24 protein-coding genes are annotated in these 23,902 nt (G+C 58.4%); 14 read left to right on the top strand and 10 right to left on the bottom strand.

What is annotated here, in order from left to right:
• Nucleotides 1-2 precede the first annotated feature (2 nt).
• The 3 genes from nrdR to hemA form a co-directional block, all read right to left on the bottom strand.
• Nucleotides 3-464: a transcriptional regulator NrdR gene (gene nrdR / locus AB6B39_RS09145; RefSeq protein WP_371398528.1), complete on the bottom strand. Its 462-nt coding sequence runs from the start codon at nucleotides 462-464 to the stop codon at nucleotides 3-5.
• 46 nt (nucleotides 465-510) lie between these two features.
• Nucleotides 511-1,809, bottom strand: a complete 1,299-nt coding sequence (gene glyA, locus AB6B39_RS09140) for a serine hydroxymethyltransferase (RefSeq protein ID WP_284368897.1) — start codon at nucleotides 1,807-1,809, stop codon at nucleotides 511-513.
• Between the two features lie 75 nt (nucleotides 1,810-1,884).
• On the bottom strand, nucleotides 1,885-3,117 hold the full coding sequence (gene hemA / locus AB6B39_RS09135; RefSeq protein WP_284368898.1) for a 5-aminolevulinate synthase: 1,233 nt from the start codon (nucleotides 3,115-3,117) through the stop codon (nucleotides 1,885-1,887).
• A gap of 134 nt (nucleotides 3,118-3,251) precedes the next feature.
• Here hemA and hemB point away from each other — a divergent pair, with 134 nt between their 5' ends.
• Nucleotides 3,252-4,238, top strand: a complete 987-nt coding sequence (hemB, locus tag AB6B39_RS09130; RefSeq protein ID WP_371398527.1) for a porphobilinogen synthase — start codon at nucleotides 3,252-3,254, stop codon at nucleotides 4,236-4,238.
• Here hemB and AB6B39_RS09125 read toward each other — a convergent pair.
• A complete protein-coding gene (locus tag AB6B39_RS09125; protein ID WP_284368900.1) occupies nucleotides 4,235-5,107 on the bottom strand; it encodes an NAD(P)-dependent oxidoreductase in 873 nt (290 codons plus the stop codon). The genes hemB and AB6B39_RS09125 overlap by 4 nt on opposite strands.
• Nucleotides 5,108-5,201: 94 nt before the next feature.
• Between AB6B39_RS09125 and AB6B39_RS09120 the strand changes: the two genes are divergently transcribed.
• The 8 genes from AB6B39_RS09120 (at nucleotide 5,202) to AB6B39_RS09085 (ending at nucleotide 15,887) form a co-directional block, all read left to right on the top strand.
• Nucleotides 5,202-7,025: an SLC13 family permease gene (locus tag AB6B39_RS09120; protein ID WP_284368901.1), complete on the top strand. Its 1,824-nt coding sequence runs from the start codon at nucleotides 5,202-5,204 to the stop codon at nucleotides 7,023-7,025.
• 28 nt (nucleotides 7,026-7,053) lie between these two features.
• Nucleotides 7,054-7,779, top strand: coding sequence for an arginyltransferase (locus tag AB6B39_RS09115; RefSeq protein WP_284368902.1), 726 nt, complete (start codon nucleotides 7,054-7,056; stop codon nucleotides 7,777-7,779).
• The gene (locus AB6B39_RS09110; RefSeq protein ID WP_284368903.1) at nucleotides 7,776-8,927 is read left to right on the top strand and encodes a TRAP transporter substrate-binding protein; all 1,152 of its coding nucleotides are present in this window, start codon (nucleotides 7,776-7,778) and stop codon (nucleotides 8,925-8,927) included. The genes AB6B39_RS09115 and AB6B39_RS09110 overlap by 4 nt, the downstream gene beginning before the upstream one ends.
• A gap of 6 nt (nucleotides 8,928-8,933) precedes the next feature.
• Nucleotides 8,934-9,596 carry a TRAP transporter small permease subunit gene (locus tag AB6B39_RS09105; RefSeq protein WP_284368904.1) on the top strand — a complete coding sequence of 221 codons (663 nt, stop codon included), beginning with the start codon at nucleotides 8,934-8,936 and terminating at the stop codon, nucleotides 9,594-9,596.
• Between the two features lie 26 nt (nucleotides 9,597-9,622).
• The gene (locus tag AB6B39_RS09100; protein ID WP_348520129.1) at nucleotides 9,623-11,155 is read left to right on the top strand and encodes a TRAP transporter large permease; all 1,533 of its coding nucleotides are present in this window, start codon (nucleotides 9,623-9,625) and stop codon (nucleotides 11,153-11,155) included.
• 37 nt (nucleotides 11,156-11,192) lie between these two features.
• Entirely contained in the window at nucleotides 11,193-11,762 is a 570-nt protein-coding gene (locus tag AB6B39_RS09095; RefSeq protein WP_371398526.1) for a LemA family protein, read from the top strand.
• Between the two features lie 15 nt (nucleotides 11,763-11,777).
• Complete coding sequence (locus AB6B39_RS09090) at nucleotides 11,778-12,824, top strand: M48 family metallopeptidase (RefSeq protein ID WP_284368907.1); 1,047 nt, start codon at nucleotides 11,778-11,780, stop codon at nucleotides 12,822-12,824.
• Between the two features lie 255 nt (nucleotides 12,825-13,079).
• A complete protein-coding gene (locus tag AB6B39_RS09085) occupies nucleotides 13,080-15,887 on the top strand; it encodes a M16 family metallopeptidase (RefSeq protein ID WP_371398525.1) in 2,808 nt (935 codons plus the stop codon).
• A 70-nt stretch (nucleotides 15,888-15,957) separates the two neighbouring features.
• On the opposite strand, the gene AB6B39_RS09080 is transcribed toward AB6B39_RS09085, so the two are convergent.
• The gene (locus tag AB6B39_RS09080) at nucleotides 15,958-16,989 is read right to left on the bottom strand and encodes an aspartate-semialdehyde dehydrogenase (protein ID WP_371398524.1); all 1,032 of its coding nucleotides are present in this window, start codon (nucleotides 16,987-16,989) and stop codon (nucleotides 15,958-15,960) included.
• Between the two features lie 78 nt (nucleotides 16,990-17,067).
• Nucleotides 17,068-17,382 carry a hypothetical protein gene (locus AB6B39_RS09075; RefSeq protein WP_371398523.1) on the bottom strand — a complete coding sequence of 105 codons (315 nt, stop codon included), beginning with the start codon at nucleotides 17,380-17,382 and terminating at the stop codon, nucleotides 17,068-17,070.
• Between the two features lie 49 nt (nucleotides 17,383-17,431).
• On the opposite strand from AB6B39_RS09075, the gene AB6B39_RS09070 reads away from it, so the two are divergent.
• Both AB6B39_RS09070 and AB6B39_RS09065 read left to right on the top strand, forming a co-directional pair.
• Nucleotides 17,432-17,887, top strand: coding sequence for a hypothetical protein (locus tag AB6B39_RS09070; protein ID WP_284368911.1), 456 nt, complete (start codon nucleotides 17,432-17,434; stop codon nucleotides 17,885-17,887).
• Complete coding sequence (locus tag AB6B39_RS09065) at nucleotides 17,880-18,389, top strand: hypothetical protein (RefSeq protein ID WP_284368912.1); 510 nt, start codon at nucleotides 17,880-17,882, stop codon at nucleotides 18,387-18,389. Before AB6B39_RS09070 ends, AB6B39_RS09065 begins: the two co-directional genes overlap by 8 nt.
• 7 nt (nucleotides 18,390-18,396) lie before the next feature.
• Here AB6B39_RS09065 and AB6B39_RS09060 read toward each other — a convergent pair whose 3' ends face one another.
• The gene (locus AB6B39_RS09060; protein ID WP_371398522.1) at nucleotides 18,397-18,966 is read right to left on the bottom strand and encodes a DUF2799 domain-containing protein; all 570 of its coding nucleotides are present in this window, start codon (nucleotides 18,964-18,966) and stop codon (nucleotides 18,397-18,399) included.
• A gap of 157 nt (nucleotides 18,967-19,123) precedes the next feature.
• Here AB6B39_RS09060 and AB6B39_RS09055 point away from each other — a divergent pair, with 157 nt between their 5' ends.
• The 3 genes from AB6B39_RS09055 to AB6B39_RS09045 all read left to right on the top strand — a co-directional run bounded on the left by AB6B39_RS09055 (nucleotide 19,124) and on the right by AB6B39_RS09045 (nucleotide 22,315).
• Nucleotides 19,124-20,155, top strand: coding sequence for a patatin-like phospholipase family protein (locus AB6B39_RS09055; protein WP_371398521.1), 1,032 nt, complete (start codon nucleotides 19,124-19,126; stop codon nucleotides 20,153-20,155).
• A gap of 75 nt (nucleotides 20,156-20,230) precedes the next feature.
• Nucleotides 20,231-21,706, top strand: coding sequence for a hypothetical protein (locus AB6B39_RS09050; RefSeq protein WP_284368915.1), 1,476 nt, complete (start codon nucleotides 20,231-20,233; stop codon nucleotides 21,704-21,706).
• Between the two features lie 33 nt (nucleotides 21,707-21,739).
• Nucleotides 21,740-22,315, top strand: coding sequence for a hypothetical protein (locus tag AB6B39_RS09045; protein ID WP_284368916.1), 576 nt, complete (start codon nucleotides 21,740-21,742; stop codon nucleotides 22,313-22,315).
• A 22-nt stretch (nucleotides 22,316-22,337) separates the two neighbouring features.
• Here AB6B39_RS09045 and AB6B39_RS09040 read toward each other — a convergent pair whose 3' ends face one another.
• From AB6B39_RS09040 to cysE, 3 genes are read right to left on the bottom strand one after another with little or no spacing between them, the layout of a single operon-like run.
• Nucleotides 22,338-22,862, bottom strand: coding sequence for a gamma carbonic anhydrase family protein (locus AB6B39_RS09040; RefSeq protein WP_284368917.1), 525 nt, complete (start codon nucleotides 22,860-22,862; stop codon nucleotides 22,338-22,340).
• Complete coding sequence (locus AB6B39_RS09035; RefSeq protein ID WP_284368918.1) at nucleotides 22,862-23,074, bottom strand: DUF3126 family protein; 213 nt, start codon at nucleotides 23,072-23,074, stop codon at nucleotides 22,862-22,864. Before AB6B39_RS09035 ends, AB6B39_RS09040 begins: the two co-directional genes overlap by 1 nt.
• Nucleotides 23,071-23,877: a serine O-acetyltransferase gene (cysE, locus tag AB6B39_RS09030; RefSeq protein ID WP_284368919.1), complete on the bottom strand. Its 807-nt coding sequence runs from the start codon at nucleotides 23,875-23,877 to the stop codon at nucleotides 23,071-23,073. The genes AB6B39_RS09035 and cysE overlap by 4 nt, the downstream gene beginning before the upstream one ends.
• Between the last annotated feature and the right edge of the window lie 25 nt (nucleotides 23,878-23,902).

The following is a 23,902-nucleotide window of genomic DNA, read 5'->3' as shown; positions in this document are numbered from 1 at the left end:
GATCAGCCTTCGTCGGTGAGCTTCTCAAACTCGATGAATTGCCCGAAATCTTCCGTGGCTCTGAAGTCGCGATAGACACTCGCATAACGGACATAGGCAATCTTATCGAGCTCAGACAGGCCCTCCATGATCAGTTCCCCGATCTGCTTGGACGTCACATCGGCCTGTCCGGAGGATTCAAGCTGACGAACAATTCCTGAGACCATCTGCTCGACACGTTCTTCATCGACGGGCCGCTTCTGCAAGGCAATCCGGACGGACCGCATCAGTTTCTCCCGGTCGAAGGGTGCTCGCTTGCCAGAGTTCTTGACAACCTGAAGATCGCGCAGCTGCACCCGTTCAAACGTCGTGAAGCGGCCACCGCATTTGCTGCAGAGCCGCCGCCGCCGGACGGCATTGCCGTCCTCCGCCTGACGCGAATCTTTGACCTGCGTATCTTCGCTGGAACAGAATGGGCACCGCATAGGCGGCTGTTAGCCAATTGCCCGCTGAAAGGCAAAGCGCAGACCGCTATGCAGATAAGTGACTGTAGATCGGAAAACGCGCCGTCAGTTCTTTCACCCGCTCCCGCACACTCGCCTCGACCTTAGCATTGCCTTTGGGGCTCTCGACCAGGGCGTCCAGTACTTCGGCCATAAGCTGGCCGATCTCACGAAACTCGGCTGGGCCGAAGCCGCGGGTGGTGCCGGCTGGCGATCCGACCCGAATACCCGACGTCACCGTGAACTTCTCAGGATCGTTGGGAATGCCGTTTTTGTTACAGGTGATGTAGGCGCGACCGAGGGCCTTCTCGGCCGCATTACCCTTCACCCCTTTAGGAGACAGATCGATCAGGGCCAGATGGGTATCCGTCCCGCCAGACACAACCGCATAGCCCGCCTCGACCAGAGCCTGGGCCATCGCCTTGCAATTCTCGATCACCTGCGCCGCATAGTCCTTGAATTCAGGCTGCAGACAATCTCCGAACGCGGTCGCCTTGCCCGCGATCACATGCATGAGCGGGCCGCCCTGCAATCCCGGGAAGATTGCGGAGTTGAACTTCTTGGCCAACGTCTCGTCATTGGTCAGGATCATGCCGCCACGAGGCCCGCGCAGTGTCTTGTGCGTTGTCGTCGTCGCGACATGCGCATGCGGGAACGGGCTGGGGTGAGCCTCGCCCGCGACCAGCCCTGCAAAATGGGCCATATCGACATGCAGATAAGCGCCGACCTTGTCGGCGATCTCACGGAAACGCTTGAAGTCAATGACGCGAGAATAGGCCGAGCCGCCGCAGATGATCAGCTTAGGGCGATGCTCGGTTGCCAGCGCTTCGACTTGATCATAATCGATCAGATGATCACTGTCGCGGACACCATAGGTCACGGCATTAAACCATTTTCCGGACATGTTAGGCGGCGCGCCATGGGTGAGATGCCCGCCAGAGGCCAGATCCATGCCGAGAATCGTATCGCCAGGCTTCAACAGAGCCAGAAACACGCCCTGATTGGCCTGACTGCCACTATTGGGCTGAACGTTGGCGAAACCGCATCCAAACAACGCCGTCGCCCGGTCGATGGCCAACTGTTCCGCCACATCGACATGCTGACAACCGCCATAGTAACGCCGTCCGGGATAGCCTTCCGCATATTTGTTGGTCAGAACGGAGCCCTGAGCTTCCATGACCGCCTGAGAGACGATATTCTCCGACGCGATCAGCTCGATTTCGTGCTGCTGCCGCTCCAGCTCGTCCTTCATGCAAGCGTAAAGCTCAGGATCGCGCTCAGCCAGAGATTGGCTGAAAAAACGGTCGAGATAATCAGAAGCGGACATGATGACCCTGCGAATATTGCGTTTCGCAGGGCCTATAACGAGTCCGGTTAGACCGGACAACGCGAAGTCATCGCTTTAGGCAACCTTTTCGCGCGGCAGGTCGTAAGCCGCCCACACGTCGGACAAGGCCGCCATCAACTCATCCATCATTGCATCAGTGTGGAAGGGGCTGGGCGTGAACCGAAGCCGTTCAGTCCCTCTGGGAACGGTCGGGAAATTGATGGGCTGAGCATAAATGCCGTAATCTTCGATCAGACGGTCGCTGATCGCCTGACATTTGACGGGATCGCCGACCATAAGCGGTACAATATGCGTGTCGCCATCGATGAACGGGTAGCCCGCAGACCGGAACCGGGCCTTCAGCGCATTGGCGCGGTCCTGATGCTGGTCGCGCATTTCGGGCGAAATTTTGAGGATCCGGACCGAGCGCAATGCTCCGGCCGCAGTCGATGGGGGTATGGAGGTCGTAAAAATGAAGCCGGAAGCGAGGCTGCGGATCGCATCGACGATGACCTTGTCAGCCGCAATATAGCCACCGATCATGCCATAGGCCTTCGCGAGCGTCCCCTGAATTATATCGATACGGTCCATCAGGGCGCGCTGCTCGCAGATGCCGCCTCCGCGCGGACCATACATACCGACAGCATGGACTTCGTCGATATAGGTCAGCGCATTGTAAGTGTCAGCCAGATCACAGATCGCCTCGATCGGTGCGATATCGGCATCCATGGAATAGACGCTCTCAAAGGCAATCAATTTCGGAGCGTCGACAGGAATCGCCTTCAACTTCGCCTCGAGATCCGCAATATCGTTATGCGCAAAAATGTGCTTGTGCGTCCGGGCATTGCGAATGCCGGAAATCATCGATGCGTGATTCATCTCGTCGGACAGAATATGCAGGCCCGGCAGAATTTTGCTCATGGTGGAGAGCGCTGCCTCGTTCGCCACATATCCCGACGTGAAGACGAGAGAAGCGTCCTTGCCGTGCAGGTCCGCCAGTTCGGCCTCCAGCTGCACGTGATAGCGCGTCGTGCCGGAAATGTTCCGGGTTCCGCCCGAACCCGTACCGGCGGCATCGACTGCGGATTTCACCGCTTCGACAACGCACTCATTTTGCCCCATGCCCAGATAATCGTTGGAGCACCAGACCGTGATATCCTGTTCTTTCAGATCATCCTTGAACCACGTCGCACAGGGAAAGGCGCCCTTCTTCCGGCGAATGTCTCGGAAGATACGATAGCGGCCTTCCTGCCGAACGGTATCGACGGCGGCACGAAATTGATCACGATAGGGTGGGGTACGGGTCACAGACCACCTGCTTGTCTTGTTCTCTTTCCCATATATAGAACGGCCATTCACGAAACGCCATTGAAACTGAAACCGAAATTGCAACGAACTTCACCTTGAGAAGCGCTGATAAACCACTGAAAGAATTATAGACTATGTCGCAGTTTCCCCAGTTAAGAATGCGTCGCAAGAGGGTTTCGGCGTGGTCGCGGGCGCTCGTGAGAGAAACCAAACTCAGCGTGGACGATTTGGTGCTGACGACGGTGATCACCGACACGAAAGCCAGTGAGGGTCCTGTGCCTAGCCTGCCCGGCGTGTCGCGCTTGGGTCTTGATGGTCTGATCGAACAGGCCCGCGAAGCTGCCGGTCTGGGAATTCCGGCAGTCGCACTCTTCCCCCATATCGATCCCGCCAGGAAGGACGCTGCCGCTACGGAAGCCCTCAATCCGGACGGTTTCGTCCCTGCAGCGATCCGTCGTCTCAAGGCTGACGTCCCCGACATTGGCGTGATCGTGGACGTCGCCCTCGATCCCTTTACCGATCACGGTCACGATGGGCTGATGCAGGGCGACGTGATCGACAATGACACAACTCTGGACATGCTTGCGCAGGGTGCGGTCATTCTGGCCGATGCCGGGGCCGACATCGTTGCCCCGTCCGACATGATGGACGGGCGTATCGGCGTCATCCGGGACGCGCTCGATCAGGCGGATCATCCCGATGTGATGATCCTCTCCTATGCCGCCAAATATGCCTCTGCCTTTTATGGCCCGTATCGTGATGCGATCGGCACGGCGTCGGCCCTGCGCGGCGATAAGCGCACATATCAGATGGACCCGGCCAATTCGGAAGAAGCCCTCCATGAAGTCGCCATGGACCTTGATGAAGGTGCCGATATGGTCATGGTCAAGCCCGGCCTGCCCTATCTGGATATCTGTCATCGGATCAAAACCGAATTCGGCGTGCCCACCTTCGCTTTTCAGGTCAGCGGCGAATATGCGATGATCCAGTCGGCTGGCCAGAATGGCTGGGCGGACAGCGAACGCTTGCTGCTGGAAACGCTCAACGGCTTCAAACGAGCGGGCTGCGACGCTGTCCTGACCTACGGAGCCATTCGCGCTGCGCGCCTTCTGAAAGGCTAGGTCTTCTTGTCCACTTTGGGCAGGCTCCGAATGAGGGCCGACGTGTCCTGACGGCTGCCGCCCATGGCCTGCACCTTAGCATAGGCAGCGTCGACCTGTTGCGTGATCGGCAGGTCCAGCTCCATCGACCGCGCTTCAGACAGCGCAATCGCCAAGTCCTTTCGCATCCAGTCGATTGCGAAACCGAAATCGAATTCATCGCGCGCCATGCTGAGCAGGCGATTATCCATTTGCCAGCTTTGGGCTGCGCCCCCGCCGATAGCCTTCAGCAGAGTCTCGGCGTCGAGACCAGCTGCCTGCGCGAACCTCAGCCCCTCAGACAGGCCCTGCAGCGTTCCGGCAATACAGATCTGATTGACACATTTGGCTGTCTGCCCCGCAGCCACAGCGCCGAGATGGGTTATCGTCTTGCCATAAGCCCGCATGACCGGCTCCGCTGCGGCGAAATCACGCTCTGCCCCTCCGCACATGACCGATAGCGTGCCCGCCTCGGCCCCCGATTGCCCGCCGGAAATCGGGGCATCCAGAAAGGCGACACCGATGGCTTCGAGTTGCGCCGCGACCGTTCTGGCGCAATTTGGCGAGGCCGTCGTGTGATCGATGACCGTCATACCGCGCTTGAGGTTGGGCAGGATGGTCTCCACGACGTCGAAGACGTCCGTGTCGGCACCGACGCAGATCATGACGTAATCCGCGCCTGCGACAGCGTCAGCGGCTTCTGCAAAAGCCCCGGAACCGTGCTCATCCATCCAGCGATCGCGGGCCGCGTCGGACCGATTCCAGACCCGGACGTCATGCCCGTCAGCCTTCAAATGTCCCGCCATCGGATACCCCATGACGCCCAAACCCAGAAATGCGCAGACCGCCATGGCAAACCTTTCGAATAATCCCGATTCCGCTTGAAGTCTTCGCCGCCTATCGCCCATAGCGAAGGCAGACCGCAAGAGAGGGGTAGGTACATCCATGTGGGCGTTGCCCGAAACCGTTCAGATGTGGGCTGTTTTCGCGATCGTTGCGGTTGGCGTCTACCTTTATGTACGCGAGCGATTTTCGATCGAGGCGATCAGTGTCGGGCTGATTCTCGCGCTGATGGTCTTCGGCAACCTGTTCGTTTCGCCCGACAATGGCCTGGATACGGCGACATTGCTGTCAGGCTTCGCTGCCCCTGCTCTGATCACCATCATGGCCCTGCTTGTCGTCGGCCAGGGCATGTTTCAAACCGGCGCACTCGAACGCATGACCATGGCGATCAACGCCTCGCTGGACAAGCAGCCGCGACGAACTCTGGCTCTGGTCTTCGGGATCGCTTTTGCCGTGTCGATGTTCATGAACAACACCCCCGTTGTCGTCATGTTCATCCCGGTCCTGGCCGCCATGAGCGGTAAGCTGGGGGTCAACGCCTCGCGTTTCATGATGCCCCTGTCGTTTCTGTGCATTCTGGCAGGTATGACGACGCTGATCGGCAGCTCGACAAACCTGCTCGTCAACGATGTTCTGGTCCGCACCACTGACATGTCGCTCAGCTTTTTCACCCAGTTTGTCCCGGGCATGACGCTGGCAATGATTGGCGCCGTATTCATTATCTTCATGGCTCCCATCCTGATCCCGGACCGCGAGTCCGAGGAGCCGATCCTGCAGGCATCCGGACAACAATATATCGCCCAGATCCGGGTCACACCGGGCCACCCGCTCGACGGCGTCGAGCCTACTGTCGGTATTTATCCGCGCTTGAAGGATGTCACCGTCCGTATGGTCCAGCGCGGTGAAACCTCTTTCCTGCCGCCGTTCGAAGCGACTTTGCAGACCGGAGACGTGCTGATCGTCGCAGCTACGCGATCGCAACTCTCCTCCCTGCTGAAAACGCGCCCACAATATCTTCGCGGCATGCTCGATATCGGGAATTTCAGTCTGGATGAACCCGTATCCGATAGCGCAATCATGCTATCCGAAGCCGTGATCGCGCCGGGTTCGCGCATGATCGGACGGAACATCGAACAGATCGGCTTTCGAAGACAGACGGGCTGCCTCGTGCTCGGCATCCAGCGCCGGTCCCGCATGATCCGCAAACGCATGCTCGACATCCGACTGGAAGCTGGTGATGTCCTGCTGATCTTCGGCTATGAACGCGACGTGGCGGGATTGCGCCGCAACCGCGATCTGATCCTGCTGGACTGGAGCACGGCCGAGCTGCCCGACATTCGCAGGGCAAAGGCGGCGCGGATCATCTTCGTGGCCACGATTGCGGCAGCGGCGCTATCACTCGTTCCGATCGAAATTGCTGCGCTCGGCGGGGCGATGGGCATGATCGCTGCGGGATGTCTGAACATCCGGCAGGCCGTTCGGGCGCTCGATATGCGCATCTTCCTGTTGATCGGGGCCGCATTCGCCATGGGGCTGGCGCTGGAGCGGACAGGCGGGGCCGAATTCATCGGCACAAATGTCGTCGACTTCATCAAACCTTTCGGAACCCAGGCTCTGATCGCCGCCGTCTTTCTCGTCGTCGCCGTTTTCACCAACATTATCAGCAATAGTGCTGCCGCGCTTCTGTTTGCACCGATTGCGCTGTCGATTGCCGAAAAAGCCGATATCGACCCGATCATCATGGTGCTGACGGTTATCTTTGCGGCTAATTGTAGCTTCGCGACCCCGATCGCCTATCAGACCAATTTGCTGGTCATGGGGCCGGGACATTACCGGTTCGGGGACTTTGCCCGCTTTGGAATACCGCTGATGCTGCTTTTATGGGTCAGTTACGTCTTGCTCGTGCCGATCTTCTTTGGTCTTTAGGACAGGTGAGAGAAGGCAAAACAACACGATGAGCCATCCGTTCGATCCGAACCAGTTGCAGTTCTTTCTGACGATCCCGTCGCCTTGCCCGTACCTGCCCGGCCGGATGGAGCGGAAGATCTTCACCCAGCTTGATCCGCTCGATGGTCCACACCTCAATAACTATCTGACGCATGCCGGTTTTCGGCGCAGTCAGAACGTCATCTACCGTCCGGCCTGCGAAACCTGCCGGGAATGCCGGTCCTTGCGCGTCAGAGCGGCGGACTTCGAACCCAGTCGGTCATTCCGCCGGACATTGCGGCGCAATGCCGATCTGGACCCGGCTCTGACCCCGGCGATCGCAACGCAGGAGCAATACGACCTCCTGTCGCGCTATCTCGCCCATCGTCACCCCGGCGGAGGCATGACCGGCATGGATTTCACCCGTTATGAGATGATGGTCGAAGAATGCGCGTCGGAGACGGAAATCGTCGAGTACCGTAACAGCAAGGGCGTGCTGACGGCCTGCATGCTAATCGACCGGCTGAATGACGGTCTGTCACTCGTCTACAGTTTTTTCGCGCCGGAAGCGCTCGACCGCTCTCTAGGCAATTTCATGATTCTAGATCAGATTTCCCGCTGTCAGATGGAGGACTTACCCTATCTCTATCTAGGCTACTGGGTCCCTGGCAGCCCTAAAATGGACTATAAGGCTCGCTTCCAACCCGCTGAAATCCTGGGACATCGCGGCTGGATAGGGGTCGACGCAGCATGACGCGGCGTCGCGATATCGTCCTCGGTGCAGGGGCTCTGGCAGCGGGGGCCAGTGTCGTCGGCGTACTGGGTTCCAAACGTGATGCCAGCCAGTCCTCGGCGCGTAATGGACATGTCGGCGATGTCGCAGCACCCAACATTAATCGCGGCATCAAGCAGTTCCGCATGGCGACGAGTTGGCCCAAAGACTTTCCGGGGCTCGGCATCATGCCGGTTCGCTTTGCCGATGCCGTCAGGGAGATGAGCGACGGCATGCTCGACGTCAAAGTCTACGCAGCCGGTGAACTTGTGGGCGCGCTGGAATGTTTCAACGCGACCTCCACAGGCGCAGCCGACATGTACCATGCCGCCGAATATTATTGGCAGGGTGTCTCCTCCGGCTTCAACTTCTTTACATCTGTTCCCATGGGCATGACGGCGGTCGAACTGATGGGATGGATTGACTGGGGTGGCGGGCAGGATTTGTGGCATGAATTGTCTGCGCGCTCCAACATAATTGCGTTCCAGGCAGGGAATTCGGGCCATCAGACGGGGGGCTGGTTCAAATTCAAGCTGACAGGTCTGGAAGACCTGAAGGGTTTGCGTATGCGCATCCCCGGCCTGGGCGGACGGGTTCTGTCTGAATTAGGCGGAACATCTGTTCTGCTCCCGGGCGGCGAGATCTATCAGGCGCTGCAAAGCGGATCGATTGACGCGACAGAATGGGTCGGTCCCTGGAATGATCTGGCGCTAGGCTTTTACCGCGAAGCACCGAACTATTACGTGCCGGGATTTCATGAACCCGGCTCTGCGCTTGCCGTCGGCATTAATCTGGACCGCTGGGGGCAACTGACGGCATCGGAACAGGCGATTATCCGGCATGCCTGTAAAAGCACGAACGATCAGAGTCTCGGAGAATACACGGTCATGAATGGCCGCGCGTTGGAAACGCTGCGCGACCGTCACGGGATCGAACCCCAATTCATGCCGGATGACATCCTGCGCGCCGTCGGTCGGACCGCGGATCAGATCGTCGGCGATATTGCCCAGGGTGATCCACTCGTCAGACGTATTTTCGACAGCTATCTCCAGTCGCGCAATCAGAGTACCCGATGGACGGAAATCGGTGACGGAGCCTTTATCCGGGCTCGCACCCTGAGCCGGGATTAGGGCCAGATGCTAGGGGGTGCATTACAAGCGATCGGCTGGGCTTTTTTGCCATTTATGGTCTTGCCCGTGCTCTATTTGCTGTTTCCTCGAGACACATTCCGCAGCACCCTCGGGTCGATCATTCGGTCAATCGACCTCATCATCTACAAACTTGGCGAGACGGTGAAATGGTCGCTTCCGCTGCTTGTGGTCAGCGTTGCAGCGTCCGTTTTTGCGCTCTCCATTTTCGGCACCGCCACAGTGAAATGGCTTGAAAGCGCCTTCTATTTCCAGGCAATCATCATCATGCTCGGCGCTGCAGCGACACTTCTCGCTGGTCAGCATGTGCGGGTTGATGTGCTGTATGAAAAGATGGACCGGGTCGCACGGGCAAGGGTTGATCTGATCGGCTTTTACGTATTGCTTGCCCCGGTATGTTTGCTCATCCTCTGGAATAGTCAGGGATTTGTCAGCTTTGCATGGCGGACATTTGAGGGTTCGACGGAAAGTAACGGCATACGCGGGGTCTTCCTGCTGAAGACCTTGATCCCAATTTTTGCGCTCACATTGATTATGCAAGGCCTGGCCATTGCCTCACGTGCCGCACTTGTTCTGAATGGCGACGCTGAACCGGAACGCCCTGAGGGAGTCCCGCCCTTCTTCACCGACTCGGCACGAGAAACCCTGTGAGTTTGCCGGAAACACTCGCGGCGCTAATGTTTCTCTCTGCCTGCATCGGTTTGATGGCAGGCTATAACGTCGCCTTCACTCTGGCGGGTGTCAGCGCCTTATTCGCAGCCATCGCGACAGCGCTCGGCCTGTTTGATCCGACCTTTTTCCTGTCTCTACCCGCGCGCATTTATCCGCTTATCACACGCGAAATCCTGATCGCTGTGCCACTCTTTGTCTTCATGGGTGTAATGCTGGAAAAGTCGCGGATTGCCGAAGAACTGCTACAGAATATGGGCGATCTGTTCGGTCCTCTGCGCGGCGGGCTCGGCATATCCGTCATCTTCGTCGGCGCTCTACTGGCAGCCTCGACGGGCATCGTAGGTGCCACCGTGGTGACGATGGGTCTGCTGAGCCTACCAACCATGCTCAAGCGCGGCTATGACATTCCCCTCGCCTCTGCCTCGATTGCGGCGTCGGGAACGTTGGGCCAAATCATCCCGCCTTCGATCGTACTGGTTATTCTGGGCGATCAGATCGGCAACGCGTTTCAGGAGGCTCAGCGCTCCTACGGTTTGGAAACGGACGCCGTCGTCTCCGTCGGCGATCTTTTTGCGGGTGCTCTCGTGCCGGGTCTCATTCTTGTCGGCGCCTACGCGCTCTACATTTTCATAACGGCCGTCCTGACGCCGTCCAAAGCCCCGGCCCAACCCTGGCCGGACGATAGCAATGTCAAAGCGCTGCTGTGGCGTTCAGCTAAAGCCATGATCCCGCCCATCTTTCTGATTATTGCCGTTCTGGGATCGATCCTGTCGGGCTACGCCACGCCGACACGCGGCGCGGCGCTTGGTGCACTGGGCGCGATGCTTCTGGCTGCAACACGGCTGGCTCCCAACGGGCGGCGCTGGCCTCTCTACGGCGCTCTGGCCCTGCTCGCTCTTGTCGCGCTCGACCTCACTGGTTTGGATCTCCGGATAGCGCAAACCAAATGGACGGGCATCGAACTGGGCGGCGGTATTCTCGCGGCTGCGCTTGTCATCTTGGGCATCGTCGGGACGCTGATCGCCTCGCTCAGGCTCTTGCGCAATGGCCAGCTTGCCGACGTGTCGCGCTCGACCATGCATATAACCGGAATGGTGTTTGTCATCCTGATCGGTGCGACTGTGTTCAGCCTTGTATTTCGCGGGCTAGGCGGCGACGAAATGGTCGCTCGCCTGATGGAAGCCGCGCCCGGAGGAACCTGGGGCGCATTTGCCCTCGTCATGCTGGTCATGTTCGTTCTGGGGTTCTTCCTCGACTTTATCGAGATCACCTTTGTCGTCGTGCCGCTCGTCGCGCCGCCCTTGCTGGCCGCCGGGCTCGACCCGGTCTGGCTCGGTGTGGTGATGGCGCTGAACCTGCAGACAAGCTTCCTGACGCCGCCTTTCGGGTTCGCACTTTTCTATCTGCGCGGCGTCTCTCCGCCTGAAGTGACGACAGCGCACCTCTATCGCGGCGTCATTCCCTTCATCGGCATCCAGCTGGCCCTGATTGCCTTGCTGATCGCCTTTCCGGGCCTGGTTACCGGAATACTGGATTAGACTTGCGACGGACCGAGGCCGCGTCTAGTCTATCATCATGACGACACTTCTCATTATCCTCGGCATCGTTGCCCTGCTCGCCGTTTTCATCATCGGTATCTACAATCGATTGGTCGCACTGCGGCAGACGACCAATCAGGCCTGGTCAGATATCGAAGTGCAGTTGAAACAGCGCCAGGATCTGGTTCCGCAACTGGTCAACACGGTCAAGGGCTACGCCGCCCATGAAAAAGAGACGTTTCGCGAAGTCATCGAAGCTCGCAACCGGGCGGTCAGCGCCGATACGGTTCAGGGTCAGGCTGCTGCGGAAGGCATGCTAGGCGCGGCGCTGGGTAAGCTGTTCGCTCTGGCCGAAGCCTATCCGGAGTTGAAAGCCAACACCAACTTCCTGCAATTGCAGGACGAGCTCTCAGACGTTGAAAACAAGATTGCCGCCTCGCGTCGCTTCTACAATAATTCCGTACAGGAATATAATACGGCGCGCGAACAGTTCCCGGCCGTCCTGATTGCCGGTCCCTTCGGCTTCAATGAGCGTGAGTTCTTTGAATTGCCCGAAGGCCGCGAGGCGCTGCAGACACCGCCCGTTGTCGATTTTGGAACATCCTAAGGCGTTCTCCGACCCATGCTGATCGGAGCCGCAGGCCTTCGGACGCACATCTGGAACAATAATCTGCGCAGCATTCTCCTGCTCGCATTTTTTCCCGTTCTCCTGCTGCTCATGTTTTACGGCCTGACGATCGTCTTCGTCGGCATGACGGGACAGTCCCCGTCACTGCAGGACGGCCTGTCCGAAGCCGCCGCCATGCTACCGACCGCCGCCCCCTTTGCACTGGGCGCGTCCGGGATCTGGTTCGGCATCGCCTTTTTCGGCCATAATGCCATGATCAACGCGGCAACGCGTGCCAAGCCCGTGACGCAAAGTCAGGAACCTCGCGCCTATCGTATGCTCGAGAACCTGGCCATTTCGCGCGGGCTGACCATGCCGCGTCTGATGGTGATGGAAACACCAGCCCTCAATGCCTTCGCATCGGGCATTCGGCCTGACACTTATCAGGTGACCTTGACGCGCGGCCTTATGGACCGCCTCGACGATGAGGAGCTGGAAGCCGTTATTGCACATGAGCTCAGCCACATCATGCATAAGGATGTTCGCATGCTGATCATCGCGGTGATTTTCGTCGGCATTTTCGCCTTTGTCGGAGAAACGCTGTTCCGCAACATGTTCCGGGTTAATTTTGCCCGGTCGCGCAGTCATCGCCGCTCCGGCGGCGGCAATGCCGGGGTGCTGATCCTCGTCGCCTTCGCAATCGTCGCGCTGACCTATGTCATCGCCCTGATGATCCGTTTCACCATGAGCCGGAAGCGCGAATATATGGCCGACGCGGGCGCGGTCGAATTGACGAAGAACCCCGATGCGATGATCCGGGCCTTGCAGAAGATTTCGGCTAATCCCGAGCTGGAGACGGTTCCCGACGAAGTCAGGGAGATGGCGCTCTATAATCCGCGCACGGGACTGGCCGGACTGTTCACGACCCATCCGCCGATCGAAAAACGGATTGACGCGCTCGTCACATATGGCGGGGGACGCGTGGGTACGCAAAGCCGGATGCCCCGCACTGCCTCGCCGGATCGCACGCCATCAGGCGATCGCAACAATCCGTGGCGATAGGCGCATGCTTTGCCCCGAATGCGGGTATTGACGCAGACTTTTCCCCAGAGATGGCAAGAATGTGATCAGAACACCATTTGGTCTGCGGCCAGATGCGCTATGAGATATCGATAATCAATGATGGAGAGGCCCAATCTCCACGCTCACATTTCACTCACCGAGGACGTAAACCCCATGATTTAGACCCTGACCCGCACACTTCTTCTTGGGGCTGCGTCGCTTGCGATCGTCGCCTGCGAGACATCCGTCGACACAATGGTCGACACCGCTGCCGTTGTTATGGACTTAAATGTTCCAGCCGGTTTCACGCTGGTCGAGCGCTATACGGGCGAAGGTGCTGACGTGGCTATCCCGTACGAGAAATATGTCATGGATAACGGCCTGACCGTCGTCCTGCACGAAGATAATAGCGATCCACTGGTCCATGTCGACGTGACCTACCATGTCGGGTCCGGGCGTGAAGAGGCTGGCAGATCCGGCTTCGCCCACTTCTTTGAACACATGATGTTCCAGGGTTCGATCAATGTGGCCGATGAACAGCATTTTGGACTGATTACCGAGTTCGGCGGCACATTGAACGGCACGACCAACAGCGACCGCACCAACTATTTCCAGACTGTGCCGAGCAATCAGCTCGAGCGCATGTTGTGGCTGGAAGCGGACCGGATGGGCTATTTCCTCGACGCCGTGACACAGGAGAAATTCGAGGTTCAACGCGAAACCGTGAAGAATGAGCGCGGTCAGCGCGTCGACAATCAGCCCTACGGTCTTCTCTGGGAGCGCATGGGCGAAGCCATGTATCCCGAAGGCCATCCCTATAGCTGGTCGACCATCGGTTATCTGGTCGATTTGGACCGCGCCGATCTGGATGATTTGAAGCGCTTCTTCCTGCGCTGGTATGGTCCGAACAATGCGACACTGACCATTGGCGGCGATATCGACAAGATGGAAACGCTTGAGAAAATCCGGAAATATTTCGGCCCGATCCCGCGCGGCCCCGAAGTTGAAGCACCTGAAAAGCTTCCCGTATCGCTCGATGCCGACCGCTATATCTCGATGGAAGACAATGTCCGTCTGCCGCTACTCTACATGGCATGGCCGACAGTCTATGCGAACCATCCGGATGAAGCCCCGCTCGACGTGCTTCAGGACATCATCGGCGGCGGTGAAACTTCCCTGCTCTACAAGAATCTCGAAAAACCTGGCCTTGCCGTGAATTCCAGCGCCGGTCACGGCTGCCGTGAGCTACATTGTTCGTTCAGCGTTCAGGTTCTGGCGAACCCGGCCCGCATCGACTCACTGGCCGATATGGAAAAAGCGGCCCGCGACTCCATCGCCGAGTTCGAGACACGCGGCGTGACCGAAGACGATCTGGAGCGGACCAAGGCCGGTATCGTATCCGGTCTGATCTATGGTCTGGAATCCGTCCGCGGCAAGGTGAGCCAGCTGGCTGCCTATGAAACCTTCCGGAATACGCCGAATGGCATTTCGCGCGATCTGGACCGCTATCGCAACGTCACGGCTGAGGATGTTCAGCGCGTCTATGAGCAATATATCAAGGGTAAGCCTGCCGTGATCATGTCGATCGTACCGAACGGTCAGCCCGAGATGATTGCCCGCGCGGATACGTGGCAGCGCTATGAGCGGACAATTCCGCCAAAAGTGGCTGAAGCCGATGTCGACTGGTCTGCGCCCGTCGATAATTTCGATCGCTCCGTCATTCCAGCACCGGGCGAGAACCCCTTCATCAAGGCCCCTGACGTCTATGAAGGCGAAGTGGCGGGCATTCCGATCTTGGGCGCGGTCAATTCCGAAACACCGACAACGGTGATCCAGCTGCGCATCAATACCGGGCAGAAGGACGAACAGCTCGACAAGCTGGGACTGGCCTCACTGACCGCGCAGATGGTGGCGGAAGCGTCGACCAATATGACGGTCGAAGAGCGCTCGAACGAACTCGACAAGCTGGGCTCTTCCGTCAATGGCGGCGCCGGCGACACCTACACGACGATGACGATCCGGTCCCTGTCCGATAATCTGGACGAAACGATCGCGATCGCCATGGATACGCTGATGAATCCAGCCTTCAATCAGGAGGACTTCGATCGCGTCAAAGCCAATCAGATCCAAGGCATCGAAGCGTCTAAGAAAAACCCGTCAACGGTAGCCACCAACATCTTCAACAAGATGATGTATGGCACGAACAATGCCTTCGCCCATCCGTCCTCCGGGACTGTGGAGACGGTCGAAGCCATTACGCTTGACGATGTCCGGGCTTTCTACACCCGCAACATGTCGCCATCGATTTCAAGCATACTGGTCGTGTCGGACCTGTCGGAAAGCGAGATCGAACGCGCTCTGGCACCGATCAGCGCATGGGAGGGCGGCGATGTACAGCTGACGCAGATGCGCCCCTATCTCTCCGCGACTCCGGGCGTCCTCTACTTCGTCGACAAGCCCGATGCGGCCCAGTCCGAAATCCGGATCGGTAAGCCGTCACTGGCCTACGATCCGACGGGCGAATTCTATCGCGCTACGCTGATGAACTTCCCGCTGGGCGGAGCTTTCAACTCGCGGATCAACCTCAATCTGCGTGAGGATAAGGGCTATACTTACGGCGCTCGCGGTAGCTTCATCGGTCAGGAAGATCGAGGTCAGTACCGCGCCTCTGCCGCTGTCCGCTCCGACGTGACAATGGAATCGGTCGAGGAGTTCTTCTCCGAGATCAAACTTTTCCACGCTGAGGGTCCGACTCAGGATGAGATCGACTTCACCAAGGCGGCCATCGGCCAGTCCGAAGCCCGTCGCTATGAGACACCGTTCCAGAAGCTCAACATTCTGTCGCGGATGGATACGTATGAAGTCGGCACCGAGCATATTGAGGAGCAAAAAGCGATCCTGGAAGCCTTCACGCGCGACGAAGCGAAAGCCCTCGCGGCCGAACATCTTGATCTCAGCGACATGTTCGTTGTGATCGTCGGCGACAAGGCCACGCAGATGGAACGGCTGAGAACGCTCGGCATGCCCATCATCGAGCTCGATGAGGACGGCAACCGCCTCTAGGTCTGCCAATATCGCCCAATAAAAAAGCCGCCTCTCGGGGCGGCTTTTGTTTTGACGGGTCGGGTTGGGTTCAGTTGCTGACCAGCTTGCGATGAACCAGAAGCTCGGCAATCTGCACGGCATTCAGGGCTGCGCCCTTGCGTAGATTGTCCGAGACCACCCACATGTCGAGCGTATTATCCTGCGTGCTATCTTCCCGAATGCGGGACACGAAGGTCGCGAACTCGCCGACGCATTCGACCGGGGTGATGTAGTTGGCTTCGTCGTCTTCGGCGACGGGATTGTCGATGACCATTAGGCCGGGGCTTTCGCGCAGGAGCGCCCGCGCATCATCGGCAGACAACTCTTCACCGAGTTCGACATTGATGGCTTCGGCATGACCGACAAATGTCGGGACGCGGACGCAGGTCGCCGAAACCTTAATGGACGAACCGAGAATTTTCTTGGTCTCGACCTTCATCTTCCATTCTTCCTTCGTGTAACCATCATCCATGAAGACATCGATCTGCGGAATGACGTTGAAGGCGATCTGCTTGGGGAAGTTGATGGCCGGCAGGTCATTATTGACGTAGATGCCCTTGGTCTGCAGCCAGAGCTCGTCCATGGCCTTTTTCCCGGCGCCGGACACGGACTGATAGGTCGACACGACGACCCTCTTCACGCCTGCACGATCATGTAGCGGCTTGAGTGCGACCACCATCTGTATGGTCGAACAGTTCGGGTTGGCGATGATGTTCTTCTTCGCAAAGCCTTCGACCGCATCGGCGTTCACTTCCGGCACAACCAGCGGCACATCTGGGTCCATGCGCCAGGCTGAGCTATTATCGATAACGACAGCGCCTTTTGCAGCGATTCTGGGCGACCATTCCTTGGACACGGTGCCACCTGCACTCATCAGGGCAATATCGCATTTGGCGAAGTCGAATGTCTCGATATCCAGGCACTTCAGCGTGCGGTCGCCGAAGCTGACCTCACGCCCGAGCGAGTTGCGGGAGGCGACGGCGTAAACCTCACCAATATCCATGTCGGACTTGGAGAGGATCTCCAGCATTTCCGTGCCGACATTTCCGGTGGCACCGACGATCGCGAAATTGGTCGCCATATTCTTGTCCTGACTTGGTCTGGATGGATGGAATGAGGATCGGGCGCGTAACGGAAGGTTGCGCCGGTTTCAACTGGATCAACGCTTCTTGATACGCCGCCACATGAAGACGCCGATAATGCCCACCACGATCAGGCCGCCGATCTCGAGTCCGGTCAGCCTCAGAAAGGTCCTTTGGGTCAGATTTTCGGCATTGCCTGAGATCGTCGGGGCATTTCCGGAGCTGGCGATCATGGCCAGACCCAGTACCACCAGAACGCAGGCTCCGATCACACCGAAAATACTATTATAGAAACGCTGGTCGGCCCGACGCTGGGATTTACGGCGGTCCTGCGCGCGCTGATAGCGGCTGGTCCGTCGTTTGCGGGGTTGGTGCTGGGTCGGATCATTCATGGCTGCGTCTTAACATGGCAACGATCGGCCATCATGGTAAGAGGTGATTATGCGGTTTTTTACTGTCACAGCCCTCTTTGCCGGTCTGCTAGCAGCGAATGACGTCGCTTCCGCGCAATCGACAGATGCGATCGACCCCTTTGGACCACCTGATCCGACGACCGAATTACCGCTGGAAGGCGAAGCCCTGCGCGCCCTTTTCATGGACCACACCCATCGTGGCTATTACAATTATGGCGACTGGACGGACGCAGACCCCGCTTTTACCGAAGAGATGCGCGCTGACGGAACCACCCGCCATGATCATGACGGCATCATCGCCGAAGGGCGTTGGAAAGTTCGGTACACAGTCGTGTGTTTTGAGTATGAAATCCTCGATGGCGGATGCTTCAACATCTTTCAGCGCGGGAACTGTTATTATGCCATGTCAGCCGGAACGGCGGAACTCGTCGCCATAACGGTTCTCGATGGCGAGACACCAGATTGCGAGCCCTCTCTTGCCTGACTTTCGTGCCTTACTGAGCGGGTTTATTCTGGCCCTTATACCTGCACTGAGCATCGCGCAGATCGCCCCGCAACCGGCCCCGATGACGCCCAATGAAGAGGGTGATTTCCTGCCGGACCCGTCACAGGAAGTCCCCCTGTCCGAAGCGCAGCTGCTGGCCGCCTTTTCAGACAAGACCCATAGAGGAACCTATAATTTCAAACGGCCCGAAATCGATACGTTCGCCTTTGTCGAAACGACGACCTCTGACGGGCGAACCCGCCATGTGCATGGTGACAAGGTCGATACGGGGACTTGGCGCGTCAAAGCCAACGTCATCTGTTTTAGCTACATCAATTGGGATGGCGGCACGCATAATGCCTGCTTCAACATTTTTCAGCGCGGCAATTGCTATTATCATTACGGCCTGAATGTGAACGGTCTGGCCGGCATGGGTGGCAGCTTCACGGCGCGAAGTGTGCATGAGGGCGAAACGCCGGAGTGCGAACCGTCAATGGTCTAGCGAAAGATCAGTCCAGATTGGGAATGGTCCAGCGGTCGAGATCATGGATGCGTTCAAAGGCGCGGATCTCGATCCTGATATCGTCCATTTCATGATCCAGACGGGCGGCCCAGCTTTCCAGACGCCGTCTTTCCTTCGCACTCAGCCCCTCGCCGTCCGGATCGACCGCATCAAGCCGCGATCTCACATCCAGATATTTGTCGCGCCGATTCTGCCACCGATCGACCAGCGAATCTCGTTCGGCATAGAGCTGATAGACAAGGACACCATCCGCATGCGCGTCCAGATAGTCTGAATAGGCTCCGGCCTCGCATTCGGCATTGGGCGGCTGTCCATTACGGCCCGACGAATAGCCTGTATCGGGCGTGCAGTAACGGACCAGCCCCTCTTCCAGCCCACGAATGTAGGCGACGCGGTCAGGCACGACATTATATTTGGCGCAAGTTTCGGCAATGTTGGCCAAACGAGAGCGGGACCGCCCCTTCTCCCCATCCTCGAAGCCGATATCCTGCCAGCTGCCAGCGCGGCAGGCCTCTTCGGAAATCGTCGCGCAACTACTGAGAACAGAGGCACTCATGGCCCCGATTGCAAGCATCACCGTCAGTCGCTTCATCATCATCTCCCCCGACACCCTACCCTAATCCGTGCAATAGCTGATGAGCAAGCCATTCAACCTGTCATCATATTGATATGCGGAGCTTGCAGGCGCGAAACAGTCATGGTCTAGGCAGGTCATGCGTCTCGACACTGCCGCAATCGGAACTGGCGATCGCCCACCCCTCGGACTGGCTCTTGGAGGCGGGGTCGCGCGCGGCTGGGCGCATATCGGCGCACTGCGCGCCTTGATGGAAGCTGGGATCGAACCGGACATTATTGCCGGAACGTCAATCGGCTCCGTCGTCGGCGCTGCCTATCTCGCCGGACGTCTCGACAGCCTCGAAAAATGGGCGCGCGCACTCGATCGCCGACGCGTGTTGCAATATATGGATCTGTCTTGGGGCGGGTCGGGCCTTATGAAGGGCGCACGGCTCGTCAAAGTCCTCAATCACTATCTCAAGGACATGAATATTGAGGAGTTCGACCGTCGCTTCGCCGCTGTCGCCTGCGATCTGCGAACAGGCTATGAAGTCTGGCTGCAGCAGGGCCCGGTCATCCCGGCCATCCGCGCATCTTACGCTTTGCCAGGCGCATTCGAACCGGTTCTTGTTGATGGCCGATACATGATCGACGGCGCATTGGTGAACCCGGTGCCTGTATCGGCCTGCCGGGCCATGGGGGCGCATATGGTCATCGCCGTGTCGCTCAATGGCGATGCGTTCGGGCCGGTCGGCTCGAGTTATGAGGTCGATTTCGACCGGGACGAAATCGTCGAACCCGATATGCCGGAGATCGCGATCATGGCACATCAGTCTCTAAACAAGTTAAGACCGGACCGTATCCTGTTGAAATCCCTACTAGGTGGAACAAAACCCGGAAAAGGCCCCCGCATCGGGTCTGTCATGATGGGATCGCTGAACATCGTCATGGACCGAATCAGTCGATCGCGACTGGCCGGCGACCCTCCGGATGTGTTCGTTGCGCCGCGGATCGGTCATATCGGAATGCTGGAGTTTACGAGGGCGGATGAGCTGATCGAGCGAGGTTATCGCGCCATGAAACACGAAATCCCGCTGATCCGTTCAGTGATTGATATTCTCGGCGATATGCCCAGTGCCGCCTCACCCGCGACTGACAGACGGCGGGGACAGTCCGGGGAAGATGAATAGGCCTTTTCCCCGCTTCGGTGTATTTTCCCGATCGAATTCGTCCTGATAGGCACAGTTGTTGCACATCGAGCTGCCATGAGCAGCGACACTTGGCATAATGATCCGTGGTCACACGATAGGGCTGATGCGCCCACTCATGGCGCGTCCCACAATGAGGCGCTCCAGTCCGACCATTGGCCAGTGGACACGGCATTCGAACCGCAAGCTTTCGACCCGCACGCCTACTATGCCGCTCCGCCCCATACGATGGTCGAACCTTCCGGCGGTCCGCAGCCTTATACGCCGCCTGCGACCCCGGTCGCGCAGCCTCCGGCTCCCAATCGCAGCCTTCTGACACCAACAGACGATGAGGAGCCCGACAAAACGCGCCTGTCTCTGATCCGCAAGACCGGGATAATTCTGTTCGCTTTTATCGGCCTGTACGGACTCTTTGCGAGTTTGCGCGGCCTGTCTCCGCTGGAAACGGGCCTGACATACTTGCTTGCAGCCGGAGTCGGCACGTTCGTGCTGAATGGGATGGCTATGCGTCAACTTCTGGTTCGCGCCACATTATGTGTCGCCGTGGCAGGATGCGCGGCGATGGCGGCGACGTCACTGCTGCCGCATCTGGGGCTCTGGCCGGCTGACAGCACGAATCTCCTCGTAGCCATGACATTTGCAACTGTCGGCACACTGGCCCATTCGCGGCTCTGTCTCGGTATTGCGTTGATCGTCTTGGTCAACCTGCTGTTTCAGGGCAATGGCCTTGGTCTCATGCCCGGCCGGACACAGATCGCCGTTCTGGCGCTGTTCGGCATCGGCCTGCTGGGCGGCGTGACAGCTGGATCGCGCTTCATTGCCTCCATATCGCTTCTGTCGCTATTCGTGGCGCACATACATATCATGGCGTCCGCAGCCTTGCCGTCCGGCTCTGCGCTTGGCGTCACCCTAATTACTGCACTCTGCGCCGCAGCCCTGATGCGCAGCACCTACCAGCGCGGGCTGAAAAGCGCCTTAGAGCCGATGTTCGTCGCGATAGGCGTTTTTGCCGTGGCAACCCTGACATTTCAGCTCGTTTTGCTTGGTGGCAATGGCGGTCCAGACATGCTGGAAACCGCACCCATGCGAGGATCCGTGGTTACGGTTCTTCTCGGTACGCAGATGATCGTCCTGATCAGCGGCCTCTATGACTGGTTTGAAAACAGGGCGTCTCTCCAATCCGTCCTGTCCGTGCAAGCCGTGCTCGCGATGCTCACGCTTATGCTGCTCGACCCCCGTCGCATGGTGCTTCTTCCAGGCATCGACGCGTCAGGCGAAATGGCCTTCCTGACAGGCATCATTCTGGCCGCGATCATAATTCGCATTCTGTTTCACGCTTGGCGAACCGACAAACCCATCGTGACCGGCGTTTGCGCGCTGATCCTGATGGCTGAAGCCATCATGCTGCTCCGCTTTGTCATGACCGGTCTTGATGTGGCCTTTGCAGCGCTTGTCTGTGCTGTCGTGGCCATCGTGATGGGCGGCGTCATGGCCGTGAATGCGCGAAAAACGTCACAAGTCGCCCGCTCCTGACTATCCCCAACCTCCTGATCGGCTTATAGACCCATGATGCCATCCATCGACGACAGATCCGGACAGGCCCAACCGCGCTGGTATGTGCGGGTGGACGGGGTCGTCTATGGCCCCTTTGATGACCAGACCTTGTGGACCTATGTTCAAGAAGGACGGATCACAGGCGTTTCGGAACTGTCGCGTCATCCCGCAACCGGATATTGCTCCGCTGCGAGTGAGCCGGAGCTTGCGCACTGGTTCCGACAGGCTGAGCCCGTGCCGACCGTACAACAGACGCCAACATCGACACATGCGACGACTGCGTCTGTCAATCAGCCTGCAGCAGCCGTTCTCCTGGTGATGGCGGAAATCCCGTCCGAACGCGCCATGACTTTATTGCAAGCCCTGCAATCTGTCGGCGACACACAGCGTCTGGGGCATTCGGTCTGGCTGGTCCGGGCCGTGATGACGGCCGATCAGCTTCGGGACACGCTTTCGCGCTCGCTCAATCCCGCAGACCGCCTCTTTGTCATGGACGCAACGACCGCCGATCACGCCACGCTCAATCTTGGTCAAATGGTCGAGGCGCGCATGCGCCATATGCTGGCCAGTACAGGACGACAGATCTGACGCCAACGTCGCGGTCGGACCCTTAGTCGACCCGGCGTAATCCAGCCTGAAAGCGCTCGGCATTCTTGACATAGACCTGCGCGTTGAGCTTGAGGAAACTCGCTTCCGCCTCCCCCAGCACCTTGATCACCCGTCCCGGGGAGCCGACCACGAGACTGTTGGGCGGGATCACCTTGTTTTCGGTAATGAGTGTGTGCGCACCGACAATCGAGCCTGAGCCGATCTTCGCTCCGTTGAGAATTGTGGCGCCGATGCCCACCAGGCACCCATCGCCGATCTCGCACCCATGCAGCATGGCCTGATGACCGACGATGACGTCCTCACCAATAGTCAGGGGCTGACCCGGGTCGGAATGCAGCACGGCATTGTCCTGCACATTGGAGCGCGCGCCGACCGTGATCGGTTCATTGTCACCCCGCATGACAGCCCCGAACCACACAGAACTGTGTGCGGCCATAATGATATTACCGATAACGGAGGCGGTCTCAGCAACCCACACGCTGTCATGCAGGTCGGGCGTGTGTTCATCCAGTGCGTAGACCGCCATCAGCCGTCCAGATCCTGTTGCAGGATCGAGATGTTCAGATCGAAGGAGACATCGTTGGGATCCTCGTCGTCGATATAGAGAAGCCCGAGGATTTCGTCGTCCAGATAGACTTCCACACTGTCCTGAACCTTACGGGGCGCGAGGCGGATCGCCTCCGTTCCGAAACGTTTGCACAGATAGTCGCGGACCGACTTCATTTGCTCTGGTGTCATGCTTTGAATCCTTGATGCATGGAGGCTGCCGGGTCGCCACAAGAGCCCCCGACCGGCTTTGCGGGGACGCCCGCAACTGTACAGTTTTTTGACACGGGTTTGAGAACGACGGAACCGGCAGCAATCAACGCGCCGTCTTCGATTTCGATATTGCCAAGCACGGACGCGTTGGCCCCGATCAGAACACGGTTTCCGATCTTGGGGTGGCGGTCCTGATCGGATTTGCCCGTTCCGCCCAGTGTAACACCTTGCAGAATTGAGCAGTCATCGCCGAGCCGCGCTGTCTCACCCATCACGAATCCCGTCGCATGGTCCAGCATGATCCCGCAGCCGATTTGCGCGGCCGGATTGATATCGACCCCGAACAGTTCGCTGCTGCGCGACTGGAGGTGATAGGCCAGTAGGTCGCGCCCAGCCTTATAGAGCGCATGGGCGCAACGATGCGTCTGGATCGCCAGGAAGCCTTTGAAGTAGAGAAAGCACTGTAGGTAGGAATGACAAGCCGGATCGCGTTCCTTCACCGCCTGCAGATCGCGCGCAATGCACGGAACAAGCCCGGGATCGCTCTCGATGGCTTCGGCCAGAACCTTACGCAATTTCAACGCCGAGAAATCGCCGGACGCTAGTTTCTCCGATAGATGGTTGACGAGCGCAGAACCCAGATCCTGCTGATCCAGAATGGTCGCGTGCAAGAGCGACGACAGGGCCACTTCCCTGACCGCATAGCTGGCCGCTTCGCGTTTCATTTCGGACCAGACACAGACATCATCGGCCTGAGCGCAAACGAGATTTACCTGTGACATGTCCGTCGCCTATCGCGTCAGTGGG

This window comes from Algimonas porphyrae (assembly GCF_041429795.1).
GTDB classification, from domain to species: domain Bacteria; phylum Pseudomonadota; class Alphaproteobacteria; order Caulobacterales; family Maricaulaceae; genus Litorimonas; species Litorimonas porphyrae.
This window is presented reverse-complemented; position numbering and strand designations above follow the sequence as displayed.